11 protein-coding genes and 1 pseudogene are annotated in these 12,128 nt (G+C 37.6%); 7 read left to right on the top strand and 5 right to left on the bottom strand.

All coding sequences use genetic code 11. The annotated features are described in order from the left end of the window. The 4 genes from JHJ32_RS22150 to JHJ32_RS22135 all read right to left on the bottom strand — a co-directional run. A partial coding sequence (locus JHJ32_RS22150; protein WP_200122811.1) for a DUF4141 domain-containing protein occupies nt 1–537 on the bottom strand: 537 nt, incomplete at its 3' end. Between the two features lie 28 nt (nt 538–565). Continuing rightward, nucleotides 566–3,070, bottom strand: coding sequence for a TraG family conjugative transposon ATPase (locus JHJ32_RS22145; RefSeq protein WP_137268263.1), 2,505 nt, complete (start codon nt 3,068–3,070; stop codon nt 566–568). Next, nucleotides 3,067–3,396, bottom strand: coding sequence for a DUF4133 domain-containing protein (locus JHJ32_RS22140; protein WP_200122809.1), 330 nt, complete (start codon nt 3,394–3,396; stop codon nt 3,067–3,069). The genes JHJ32_RS22145 and JHJ32_RS22140 overlap by 4 nt, the downstream gene beginning before the upstream one ends. 11 nt (nt 3,397–3,407) lie before the next feature. Then, on the bottom strand, nt 3,408–3,713 hold the full coding sequence (locus JHJ32_RS22135; protein WP_002979435.1) for a DUF4134 domain-containing protein: 306 nt from the start codon (nt 3,711–3,713) through the stop codon (nt 3,408–3,410). A gap of 257 nt (nt 3,714–3,970) precedes the next feature. Between JHJ32_RS22135 and JHJ32_RS22965 the strand changes: the two genes are divergently transcribed. The 7 genes from JHJ32_RS22965 to JHJ32_RS22100 are packed head-to-tail and all read left to right on the top strand — an operon-like array spanning nt 3,971 to nt 11,961. Next, on the top strand, nt 3,971–4,186 hold the full coding sequence (locus JHJ32_RS22965) for a helix-turn-helix domain-containing protein (RefSeq protein WP_109570615.1): 216 nt from the start codon (nt 3,971–3,973) through the stop codon (nt 4,184–4,186). A 7-nt stretch (nt 4,187–4,193) separates the two neighbouring features. Continuing rightward, entirely contained in the window at nt 4,194–5,090 is an 897-nt protein-coding gene (locus tag JHJ32_RS22125; protein ID WP_052305778.1) for a hypothetical protein, read from the top strand. Then, complete coding sequence (locus tag JHJ32_RS22120; protein WP_013632622.1) at nt 5,087–5,377, top strand: hypothetical protein; 291 nt, start codon at nt 5,087–5,089, stop codon at nt 5,375–5,377. The genes JHJ32_RS22125 and JHJ32_RS22120 overlap by 4 nt, the downstream gene beginning before the upstream one ends. Beyond that, nucleotides 5,367–7,142 carry a DUF2326 domain-containing protein gene (locus JHJ32_RS22115; protein WP_013632623.1) on the top strand — a complete coding sequence of 592 codons (1,776 nt, stop codon included), beginning with the start codon at nt 5,367–5,369 and terminating at the stop codon, nt 7,140–7,142. Before JHJ32_RS22120 ends, JHJ32_RS22115 begins: the two co-directional genes overlap by 11 nt. Beyond that, entirely contained in the window at nt 7,143–7,955 is an 813-nt protein-coding gene (locus tag JHJ32_RS22110; protein ID WP_091520343.1) for an endonuclease, read from the top strand. It abuts the gene before it with no gap. 40 nt (nt 7,956–7,995) lie between these two features. After that, nucleotides 7,996–10,137: an ATP-dependent endonuclease gene (locus tag JHJ32_RS22105; RefSeq protein ID WP_091520346.1), complete on the top strand. Its 2,142-nt coding sequence runs from the start codon at nt 7,996–7,998 to the stop codon at nt 10,135–10,137. Nucleotides 10,138–10,140: 3 nt separating this feature from the next. Then, nucleotides 10,141–11,961 carry a UvrD-helicase domain-containing protein gene (locus JHJ32_RS22100; protein ID WP_091520349.1) on the top strand — a complete coding sequence of 607 codons (1,821 nt, stop codon included), beginning with the start codon at nt 10,141–10,143 and terminating at the stop codon, nt 11,959–11,961. A 26-nt stretch (nt 11,962–11,987) separates the two neighbouring features. On the opposite strand, the pseudogene JHJ32_RS22960 reads toward JHJ32_RS22100, so the two are convergent. Beyond that, nucleotides 11,988–12,128: pseudogene (locus JHJ32_RS22960) on the bottom strand (conjugal transfer protein TraD); the annotation flags it as partial.

Genomic DNA, 12,128 nt, shown 5'->3' with positions numbered 1-12,128 from the left:
GTTGGTGTAGTAGCGTACAAGGCTGTGGTAATCCTTTACCTCTTTGTACACACGGTCAATCACATCCATACGCTCTTTGTCATTGAGCGAAAGGCTTGATGAGGTTATAATCTGCTTCAGTTCTTTCAGCAGTTCGGTACTTTCATTGAGCAGTGCCGAATAACCGTTGCCGATAGCGGTCAGTTCCTGCGGTGTGAAATTTGGGTCGTTCATCATCTTGCCGAAGTTGTTCACGTACATTTCGGAAACATCGCCTACCAACAATACCGTTTGTTGCACTTTACGGGCATCTTTCACAAGGTTGTTGATAGCTTTCAGCTTGTCGTAATATTCCTTGCCCTGGTCGTAAACTTTTTTCACTTCGTTGAAGTTCTTTATCACGTTGCTTACGGTGGAAGAAGTCTGCACGATTTCGTTTGCAGAGTTGATAATGCCCGAAGCCAAATTAGCCGGGTCGGTTACAACCCACTGGGCTTTTGCTGACGGTGCTACGGCGAGCATCAGTGCCGTACACACCAGATACAATACTTTTTTCATTGTTTCTGAATTTTTAAATTGTTAATGACTATTGATTTGAATTGTCCCGCCTTTGCATTGCGATATGCTTAATGGCGAGTTCTACATTACCATCCAGTTCGGAAGCAAGCTGCATTACTTCCATTTTTTCGGTTTCTTCTGTCGTGTAGGCGAGGTATTCCTCCAAACTAACTTCGGTGGCATAGACTGCCGAGTGCGTACCACCTAAGCCAATCCAAACCTCTTTGTAAAGTCGGCTTGCATCGTTGTTCATATTGATGGAAAGTACCTGCCCTTTCTCTTTGTCCGTAAGCCCCAACATCGCCTGTATATCATCAAACTTGTTCATATACTTGCGTTGGTCAAGCAGGATTTTACAGTCGGAGTTATTGATGATACTTTCCTTGACAATGGGCGACTGGATAATATCATCGACCTCTTGCGTTACGACAATCGCTTCTCCGAAAAATTTGCGGACGGTCTTAAACAAATACTTGATGTATTCTGCCATTCCTTCTTTGGCTATCGCTTTCCAAGCCTCTTCAATCAGGATGAGCTTACGAATACCTTTCAATCGGCGCATCTTGTTGATGAACACCTCCATAATGATGATGGTCACAATGGGAAAGAGGATTTTGTGGTCTTTAATCGCATCAATCTCAAACACGATAAAGCGTTTGGAAAGCAGGTCTAACTGCTTGTTGGAGTTCAGCAGGTAATCATATTCGCCACCCTTGTAATAGGGTTCGAGTACGTTCAGGAAGTTGGCAATGTCAAAGTCCTTTTCCCTGACCTGCTTTTCTTCCAGTACCTTGCGGTAGTCGCCTTTTACATACTCATAGAAACCGTTGAATGACGGGTAAACGTCTTCCGTTTTGATACGTTCGATATAACCGCTTACCGCATTGGAAAGGGCAACTTCTTCAGAACGGGTTGGCGGCTCATCGTCACGTTTCCATAAGGTCAGTATCAAAGTCTTGATACTTTCCCGCTTCTCAATGTCGAACACGCCATCATCGGTATAGAAAGGGTTAAAGGCAATGGGGTTATCTTCGGTATAAGTGAAGTAAACACCGTCTTCGCCTTTGGTCTTTCCTTTGATGAGTTCGCACAAGCCCTGATAAGAGTTACCCGTATCTACCAACAGTACGTGTGCGCCCTGTTCATAATACTGCCGTACCATATGGTTAGTGAAGAACGATTTACCACTTCCCGATGGACCAAGTATAAACTTGTTCCGGTTCGTAATGATACCACGCTTCATAGGCAGGTCGGAAATATCCAAATGGATAGGTTTTCCTGTAAGCCTGTCAGCCATCTTGATACCGAACGGCGAGGGCGAATTGTGGTAGTTGGTTTCTTCCGTGAAGAAGCACAATGCAGGCTCAATAAAAGTGTAAAAACTTTCCTCACTGGGGAAGTCGCCCGCATTGCCGGGCATACCTGCCCAATACAAAGTGGCTACGTCCGTAGTGTTGTGCCGAGGCTTACACTCCATCAATGCCAATGCACTACCGCAATCATTCTTTAGCTGTTTCAGTTCCGCAGGGTCTTCCGACCACGCTATAATGTTGAAGTGCGCACGGATTGAAGAAAGCCCGAAGCTGTGGGCTTCGTTCAGGTACTTTTCTATCCACTCTTTGTTGATTTGGTTGGCACGGCTGTAACGAGCCAGTGAGTGCATATTCCTTGCGGACTTCTCAAACTTTTGCAGGTTGTCTTCGCTGTTATCCAAAAAAATGTACTGGTTGTAAATGTGGTTGCAGCTTAACAGCAAGCCCACGGGTGCGGCGAATGAAAGGCGGCAGTCGCTACGGTCGGTAGATAGCTTTTCAAAACGGGTATCTGCCGATACCGTTCCGGGCAGGTCGTCCGTATCTGAAAGTGTATGCAGGCTTAACCTTTTGTTACCGATGCGTACTTCTTCGTTTCCGAGTGCGATGTCCTGCATTGGTGTTCCGGCTCCCCTCGATAACGTGAGGTACTGTTCCAGTAATCCCTGTGTATCTTCCGTTCCGATAATGTCCTCTTCGGTCAAACGCCGCAGGCTAACAAAACCGCTATCGTTCACGATACGCTCAAACTGGGCGACCGCCTCCATAAAGCGGTGTATCGTTTCCTTGTTCCTGATTTCCTTTGGTATCAACGTACCTTTGCAAAGCGAACTGAAGTTGCTTTGCATCCGCATTCTTTCCTTTGTGGTCTTCGTCAGGAACAGGTAGCAATAATGGTTCAGGAACGGTCGCTCGTTGAAATGGCGTTGATAGGACTTTGATAAAAAGCTCTGGTCTTCGATTGCCAAATCGGGCGCATAGCTTTCCTTAATGTACCAATCCTGTTTGTGAATGACCGTAAAATCAGGCAGGGTTTTGATAGCCTTGTGCCAGGCGGAGTGTATGGCTTCGTATTCCGCAGAAGCTACCGTGAACAGTTCCGGCAGGCGCACTTCAAAGCAGGCGGTAATGTCCGCATCTTTGGATAAGATGCAGTTGTTCTCTACTGCCAACAAAGGAAATTTATTTTCCAGTGTGGTGGTCTTTGCTACATTTCTCATACGGCATTCTGTTTAGGTGTGAATTTTAAATAGCGGTGTACAGGCTTGCGGCAGATGATGTAGCGGGGATGCCTTTTATTGGCTGCAATTTTCATCAGCCCGTGTTCGCCGTACTTCCTGTTGAGCGAAAAGGTCTGCCATATAATGAGCGAAGCACCGCCTGTTCCGAGGAACAGGCAGATGTAGGAGTTTACGCCTGCCATATACAGTATCATCACGAGGATAAGCGTACCGAGCAGCCCACCTGCGAAAATGAACAGGTATTGCGCTTTCAGCCCTTTAAATTCCACCGTCCTGCCGATGCCTTTGTTGATATTGTAATTCATAAGGCAAAGGATTAAAGGAAGAATGAACGCAGGATGGTAGCGGCAACAATCAAGAAGATACACGCACCGAACCACGAAGCTGCGGTCTTGCTCGTGTCGGGGTCGCCGGAACTGAATTTGTTGTAAACCTTAACGCCCCCGATTAACCCGACTACCGCACCGATGGCGTAGATTAACTGCGTTGCGGGGTCGAAATAACTTGTTACCATTTGGGTAGCCTCGTTGATACCTGCCGAGCCGTTTCCCTGTGCGAACGCACCAATTCCTGACAGCATTGCCACGGCTGCCAGCAAAACTTTTTTTCTCTGTTTTTCCATAATTGAAACACATTAATTTGTTACTGTTTATCCCGCACCTTGCGAGCTTTCGGGACAAATGTCTTGTGGAAAAAGAGGCGTTATAAGAAAGTGGCAGTCAAAGGAAGTGTTTGGCTGTGAGTGGCTTTGTTGGTGGGGACTTCCAGAACGGAAGTACAAATGATGGGAGGCTTTTATTGCAATTTACAGTTGGTTCAATGCAACTTTTAAATTACATTTGTACATTCATAATAAAGTCAATTTTAATCCTTTTTGAGATGAAAATATCAGGCAGACATATTGGAGAAATGCTGAAGGAAGCCAGAGAACAAAGACAGCTAACTCAAGAACAATTAGCCCAAAAAGTGGGTAAGAAAAGGAGTTACATTTCTAAGGTCGAAACTGATTATGGCAATAATATCAAACTTCAAACCCTTAAAGAGATAGTAGAAAAGGGATTTGACGGTACGGTTAAAATTAATTTGGAACTCTGATTTGTATATGGATAAATTATTGAAGAACGCTTTTAAAATGCAAATTCAATCCAAAGAAGGATTTGAGTTCGAAGAATTTATTGATGAACTGTTTCTTTTGAAATATGGCGTTGATAACTATACGCCCATCAGGAGGAATAAGGATAAAGGCAATGACGGTACTATTTTGCCCGAACAAAAGATATTGGCTTGTTATGCGCCAAGAAAATATAGCAAAACTGATTTTGAAACAAAAGTTTTAGGTGCAGCAAATAAAGAAGGAGATTTTGAAAAATACCAAAAAAACTGGAAAGACAAATTTCCAAATTGGGAAATGTATGTTAACCACGAAGTGTCACCGGAACAATTTACACTAATTCAGGGTTTAGATGGCGATACTTCGATTAAGGGGATAGACCAAATTCTTTCTATTGTTGATGAACTTGTATCAAGTAAAAAAAGGAAACTTGCAGCCTACTTAGGCATTGAAAACTTTTTTATACAGGACTATATTCAGGAAATCATTAATGACCTACTGAATGCCTCAAACGAAGAAGATAAAGCTCTGCATTTCGACAGGAAAACATTAGTCCCTCCCCAAAAGAAAATCGAACTCAACTTTGAACAGGAAGATTGGGATGGGATGAACTCGGAAATGGTATTGGTTATGGCGGAGTTTAATACGATTACCAATATACTTTCGGGATATAATGATGATGAGATTAATACCCTGAAAAGAAGGGTTATAAATGATTACAATAAACTTTCAGGAAATTTCAAGGAGAGATTATATAATCTGACCGACCAATATACAACGACATATGGAAACATTAAAGATGATGAATATGTAAAATGCGTAAAATCTATATTGCTGTATATGTTTGAACAGTGTTTAATAGGCAGAAAAACAGAAAATGAACTATGATATTACCGCAGCCTGAAAGCAATCTTAAAACCAACCTTATGGTATTGGGAGCAGATATTATAAGTATTATGGGTAATTCCCCTTTCAAAAACAAATACGTTATCGTGGATGATATAATGAATAAGTTTTTAAACAGGGATAAAGATAGGACACCCGACCTTTTTCTGTATGCCTTGACCTTCTTGCATACGATTGGCAGCATTGAGAAAAAAGGATATAAAATTAAATTGGTAAAGAAAGAAAACCAAGAAGAAAATCAAACAAGTTTATTCGACAATGTTAATTAGAATATATTCAGAAACCAACCTTATAGATGCTGTTCCATTTCACAATGGAATAAACATCATATTGGGCAAATACTCTGGGGATAAAGAAGCACGAGGGATTAATGGTATTGGCAAATCTACGTTGGTCAGGCTTGTTGATTTTACCTTATTAAGCGGTAAAGCAGAAAAAAGATTTGCTCAAAAAAAGTATGACTTTTTACGTGATGATGAACACACGATTACTTTAGAAATTGAAGTACAGGAACAAAAATATTTTATCAAGAGGGGCTTTGCCGATACAAAAAAAATATTTTTCGGGAAGCGACCGGATGCTCTTGATGAATATGAAAAATCTGAAATGCCGAAATTGCTGGAAGGGATATTTTTTCCGACAGAGAACAACGAAGTATTCTTTGAAGGAAAAAGATATGGAACGTTGATGGAATTTTTTGTTAAGGACGACTTGCAAAGTCAGCAAAGAGTTGACCCTTTAAATTTTGTTTCTTACAATGCCAATGCAAGAGAAAAGGCATTGTATAATTTTTATTTGCTAAATCTCCCGACAAAAACACTTTTAAAATATAACGAAGTATCTTCTGAATACGAAAGGTATAATAATACGGTAAAATCCCTTTCAGAAAAGGTTAAAGCAGATACAGGTAAAGATATTCAGGAATTTAGAACAGAGCGGTTAAAGATTGAAAAAGACATTGCTGCACTCGAAGGCAGCCTGAAGGAATACAATTTTCTTGCTAATCACAAAGAAATAGAACAAAAATTAAATCAGGTTATATCTGAAATTAACGAGCAATCTGTCATCTATCATAATACAAACCGGAAATTAGAAAAACTAAAATCCTCTTACAATGATGTGTCTTCTATCGACCTGGACAAAATTCGTAAGCTCTACAATGAAACCGTAGCAACATTCGGCAACTTTGTAAAAAGGAGTTTGGATGAAGTTATAGACTTTAAAAAACAACTACTGACGAATAGGAATAAATATTTGTTGGAAGAAGAAAAGAAATTACAATCATCAATCGACCAGAGTTTAACGCAGCTTGAAAAATTAGAAAAGAACAGGAGCCAATTATTTTCATTGCTAAAAGAGAGAGGTGCATTGGATAGGATTGAAAGCACTTATGAAAGATTAGTCAATGAAAAAACACTTTTAGAACGGAATACCTCAATTGTACGAGAAATTGACGAAATAGAAGAGATATTGGGAAACTCCAATATTGTTATCGCAGAATTAAAAAGAGATATTGTCAGCGAGCTAAATAAGCAGCAATCATACCTTGATGAGTTGAGATTGTTATTTCAGCAAATTCTTGAAAATGCAATTTATTTAGATGAAGAATTTGACAACTCTTATTTTAATATCACATTAAACTCTACTTCGCCGAGAAACCAATTGCCTTTTAAAATAAGTTTGGAAATCCCTAAAGCTGATGCGTTAGGACAAGAGCGTTTGAAAATCGTAGCGTATGATTTAATGGTCTTTTTAAAGAGCAGGATTGACAAGCGTAATATTCCGGATTTTCTTGTACACGATGGTGTATTTCACGCCATATCATACAAAACAATATCCAATGTCCTGAACTATATGTACCACAAATCAAACGAGCTGCATAACTTTCAGTATATCCTTACTTTCAATGAAGACGAAATTGATTTAAACGGGGATGAAAATAAGTTTGGCAAGTTCGATTTTGATTGGTCTAAACAAGTGATTGCTGAATTCTCAGATACCGAACAGGAAACAATTTTTAAACGATTTTTTTAAATGGCAAACTATCAATTACCTCCTTTAAAAGATGAAAGGTTATTTGAGGAACTCACTTGTGATTTATTCAATTTTGTAGAGAATACCTCGTCATATGAGAATACAGATTTTCAGACGTTTGGTGTGAAAGGACAAAATCAGAAAGGTATTGATGTCTTTTCTTCTAAAACAAAAACGGTTATACAGTGCAAATTGAAAAGTATTGGAAGAAAAGATGAAACTATAAGGAAAATTCTAATTCAGGATATAAATACTGATTTAGAAAAAGCAAGGGATTTAGCGATTGATTTCGACAAATTTGTTTTTGTTTCTACATTTCGTGACGATGCTCAAATACAGGAATACCTAAATCAAATTAAAAAAGAACAGGAACTACCATTTCATTTATATTATTGGGGATGGGATACCATAACAAAACATATTGAACAATCAGAGGCTTTATTACATAAGTATTTTCCAAAGTTTGTAAAAAAATCCAAGCCTATAAAGCCAAAAATTGAATTACCAGACGGAGCGTTAGGCAAAGAGCTTTCCAAGAAGAACTATATTGATTATTTAAAAAAGCGATATGGCGATTGGAAACAAGTTGAATTAAACAAAAAAGGGGAAAAATTTAATTGGGCTGCATTCACTATTTCATTGTCTAAAAGATATAAAGCATCAGGGATTAATTATATTGATGTTCGACACTTTGATGATTTAGCATCGTATCTAAAAAGCCGAATTGATGGTACAATAATGGGAAAAGTGAACAAGTCTAAAGGAATAAAAAACTATTCTGTGTTTGAAGAGTTCTCGGAAACTGAAATCTAAAAATATTGGTAGATTTCAAACTTAAAAACCTTATTTTCTAATGTATATCTCTAAAGTCAGCCTGGTCAATTATAGGAATTTTGCAAATGCAAGTTTTCAATTCAACAAGGGAATAAATACCATAATCGGAGAAAACGGTTCTGGAAAAACAAATGTTTTTAGGGCAATAAGGCTGTTATTAGAAGATGCCTCCTTGCAATATGCTTATAAACTGACGGAAGGAGATTTTAACAGGTCTTTGGATAAGGGAAAATGGAAAGGTCATTGGATTATTATCAGTGTTGAATTTGATGAGCTTAACGATGAAGAGGCAATACAATCCTTGTTCATTCACGGTGTTGGAGTTGCCGCAGAAGATTATGTAAAAAAAGCTACTTACAACCTTTTCTTTCGTCCTAAAGCTGACATCAGACAAAAACTTTCCGAATTAGCTGAAGGAGATGCAGTTGGATTACAAACGATACTCAATAGCATCACAATTCAGGATAATTACGAAACTTTCTTTACTGGAAAAAGCACTGCTGATTTTAATGACCCTAATGTATATAAGGAACTTGTAGGCGATTTTGAAAATGTGGTTTTCCCATCTACGATTGATGCTTCTAAATTTGGCTCTAAAATTCCGCATCAATTATCTGTTTCCAAAGAAATCTCTTTTACATTCATCCAAGCCTTGAGAGATGTAGTAAGTGACTTTCATAACAATAGAACTAATCCTTTACTTACTCTATTGAAAAACAAAAGTGGAGAAATCAAAGAGGAAGATTACCAACCTATCAGCGATTTGGTTGAGCAATTAAATGAAAGCATTGAAGATTTGCCCGATGTACAAAATATAAGGTCAGATATAAAATCAACCATTCAGGATGCCGTCGGTCTTACCTATTCGCCATCTTCATTATCCATTAAATCAAGTGTTCCCAATGAAGCCGAAAAATTGTTACAATCATTGAAACTTTTTATCGGAGAACCAGGCGAGGAATATGAGGGTGGTATTCACGAATTAAGTTTGGGAGGTGCTAATCTAATATTTTTAACCCTGAAATTACTTGAGTTTAAGTATAGAAAATCAAAAGATACATTTGCCAACTTCCTTATTATTGAGGAACCGGAAGCCCATATACATAACCATATTCAAAAGACCTTATTTGACAAATTGGATTATGGAGATACTCAAATTATCTATTCTACTCATTCTACACAAATTTCCGAAGTAAGTAATGTTGAGAATATAAACATCCTTGCAAAGAAATTAAATTTTGCGGAAGTATATCAACCATCAACTGGTTTAACACCTGAAAGCATCAATCAAATACAGCGTTATTTGGATGCTGTAAGAACCAACCTGTTATTTGCAAGAGGAATAATATTAGTTGAGGGCGATGCAGAAGAGATTTTAATACCAATAATGGTCAAAAAAGTATTTGGTGTAAGTCTTGACGAACTTGGAATTAGCCTCATCAATATACGAAGTACAGGCTTTGAGAATGTAGCCCAACTTTTCCACGATAGCCGTATAAGAAGAAAATGTGCAATTCTAACAGATTTAGATGATGCGATTTGTGATACAACTATTAATGACGATGATAGCGACCGATTAAAAAAATACAAGAGAAAAGTTGAGGCATCTAAACAAAAGGGATTAGAACGTAAAGCTAAATTAGATGTCTTTGAAGCAGAGAATGATTGGATAAAGGCATTTTATGCTGACTATACTTTTGAAGTTGATTTTATAACCGAAGGCAACGAGGAGGAAGTAATAGCTATAATTGACCAAGTATATACAGACCAACCAACAAGAGTACAAGCTAAAACTGATATTGAAGATGATGGTGTTGCGGTTTATGGAAAGCGAGTGCTTACAATGGCTAAACAGGAAGGTAAAGGTTGGTTTGCTATAATGTTAGGCAAGCATATTTCTTTTAAGACGGAAATTCCAAACTATATAGTTGATGCCATTCTTTTCGCCAAAGAAACATACTCCAACAATATTATTGCCGACATCATTGAATATAGGATGAACAAACATTTTTATGATGATGATGCTTTGGATTTTTCATCTTGTAGGGAGAGCCTAACGAAGTATAGAGCCGAAGAAGCAACTTTAGATGACCTTGCTTTTGACTTGGACTTGGTAATACCAGATGACCAGCTATTAACATTCATAGATAAATTGAAATAGGCTATGTTCATTTGGGAAAAAGGAAGTTTGAATGATGAGCAAGAAGTTGCAATCTTGGAGAAAGATAGTGTACTCTTGATTGCCTGTCCTGGTAGTGGAAAAACGAGAACGCTTACATACAAAATCGCTTACGAATTAAGCAGGCTAAATTCCAATAAAGAGTTCGTTATTGCAATTACATACACGAATAACGCTGCTGATGAAATTAAAGAACGGGTTGAATTATTGGGGGTTGATACTACACAATTATGGATTGGTACAATTCACTCATTCTGTATGGAATGGATATTAAAGCCTTACCATCTGTATTCTGAAAGGTTGAAAAACGGGTTTAAAGTTTGTAATTCCTTTGATACTGAAAAGCTCCTAACCGAATTATGCAAAAAATATAGCAATCCAAAAGTTACTTTTTATGATTTTCAATATTATGCTACCATAAATGGTACATATAAGTTTACATCAAAAAATAGTAATCAGAATAAGCATATCAAAGCTATTCTTCAAGAATATTTCGGAATATTAAAAGAGAATAATCAATTGGATTTTGAGCAGATACTTTTTTATGCTTATGAATTATTGAAATCAAAGCCAATCATTTGTACCGTCTTATGCAAATTATTTCCATTTATTTTGATTGATGAATATCAAGATACTAAAGAGATACAATACCATATAATATCAAAAATATTAAGTGCAAACAAAGGGTGTTCAAAAACATTAATTGTTGGCGACCCTAACCAATCTATTTATCATTCTTTAGGTGGTTATCCGATGCCAAAGGATGATTTGGAAAAACTTTTGGGGTTTAACTTGATACAGTTGAGTTTAGACAAAAATTACAGGTCATCTGAAACCATAATAAATTACTTCGATTATTATAAAACATTTGCTACCCCTATTATAGCATTCGGAAACGAAAAAGATTATAATAGTTTAATCACATATAACTTATCGGTTTCGTTAGATAATTTGATAGAAGAAATTGCAAAATTGATTTTGTTTAATGTCCGTGAAGCCGGAATTAGCCCTAATGAAATTTGTATTGCAGCACCTCAATGGGTTCAGATTGCAAGTATTACAAGGAAGCTAATGATTAGACTTCCGGATTTTAGTTTTGACGGACCCGGTATGGCTCCGTTTTCACGGGACATTGAGAATTTTTGGTTTAAAGTTGCAAGAATTGTTTTGACAGAACCATCGCCCTATATGTACGTTCGTCGTTTACGTTGGAGTAAAGAAGTTTTGAACGAACTTGATGCTGCGGGAGTAGATGTATCAAACTTATCAAACAAAGAGTTTTTGAAAATCTGCAATTCAATTGAAGTGAATGAAAATGATGGTTTAACCTACTTACGTTCTTTCTTTGAAAGAATTTGTGAAAGCCTGAAAATACAAATTCAGAATTTCCCGTTACTTGAAGAACATCACACATCATTTTTTGCAAGTTCTGAAAATAGAATACAAAGGCTTATTGACGAGGGAAATCCATTTATTGGAGAGATTGAAAATTTTAGAAAAGTTTTCAGGCAAAGAGATGGTATAACCGTTTCAACTATTCACGGCGTAAAGGGAGAGGAATATGATACAGTAATAGGTTTTGCTCTTCTTAATGATTATGTCCCACACTTCAACGATACAAACGGTTACGAAAATTCTAAAAAATTACTTTACGTTTTAGCTTCAAGAGCAAGAAAAAATTTACACTTAATCTCTGAAACGTCAAGAGGGATAAATTATTACAATCCTGAAGGGAAAAGCCCTACACCTCATTTGCTCGAATATAATTATGAATATTCGATTGTTGCTCTTGACAATTCCGATTGAATAAATAACAAAAGGAAGCCGTCTTTTCAGACAAACTCCCCAATGTCAAAATCACCCAAATTACTTTTCCGCAAGGTGGAAGAACTGTCGTCGCTTTCAGATGAAAGTGTGCTATCCAAAAGCTCGGCAATTTTTCGGGAAGCACCCTCAATGGAATTTTCCAGTAA

The organism is Parapedobacter sp. ISTM3 (assembly GCF_016533505.1).
GTDB lineage: Bacteria > Bacteroidota > Bacteroidia > Sphingobacteriales > Sphingobacteriaceae > Parapedobacter > Parapedobacter luteus.
Note: the sequence above shows the minus strand (reverse complement) of the source record. Positions and strands in the feature narration are given on the sequence as shown.

Bases quoted from the DNA above. Each gene is read 5' to 3' on its own strand.
- JHJ32_RS22145 (WP_137268263.1), bottom strand. From the start codon at position 3,070: ATGAGAAATGTAGCAAAGACCACCACACTGGAAAATAAATTTCCTTTG.
- JHJ32_RS22140 (WP_200122809.1), bottom strand. From the start codon at position 3,396: ATGAATTACAATATCAACAAAGGCATCGGCAGGACGGTGGAATTTAAA.
- JHJ32_RS22135 (WP_002979435.1), bottom strand. From the start codon at position 3,713: ATGGAAAAACAGAGAAAAAAAGTTTTGCTGGCAGCCGTGGCAATGCTG.
- JHJ32_RS22965 (WP_109570615.1), top strand. From the start codon at position 3,971: ATGAAAATATCAGGCAGACATATTGGAGAAATGCTGAAGGAAGCCAGA.
- JHJ32_RS22125 (WP_052305778.1), top strand. From the start codon at position 4,194: ATGGATAAATTATTGAAGAACGCTTTTAAAATGCAAATTCAATCCAAA.
- JHJ32_RS22120 (WP_013632622.1), top strand. From the start codon at position 5,087: ATGATATTACCGCAGCCTGAAAGCAATCTTAAAACCAACCTTATGGTA.
- JHJ32_RS22115 (WP_013632623.1), top strand. From the start codon at position 5,367: ATGTTAATTAGAATATATTCAGAAACCAACCTTATAGATGCTGTTCCA.
- JHJ32_RS22110 (WP_091520343.1), top strand. From the start codon at position 7,143: ATGGCAAACTATCAATTACCTCCTTTAAAAGATGAAAGGTTATTTGAG.
- JHJ32_RS22105 (WP_091520346.1), top strand. From the start codon at position 7,996: ATGTATATCTCTAAAGTCAGCCTGGTCAATTATAGGAATTTTGCAAAT.
- JHJ32_RS22100 (WP_091520349.1), top strand. From the start codon at position 10,141: ATGTTCATTTGGGAAAAAGGAAGTTTGAATGATGAGCAAGAAGTTGCA.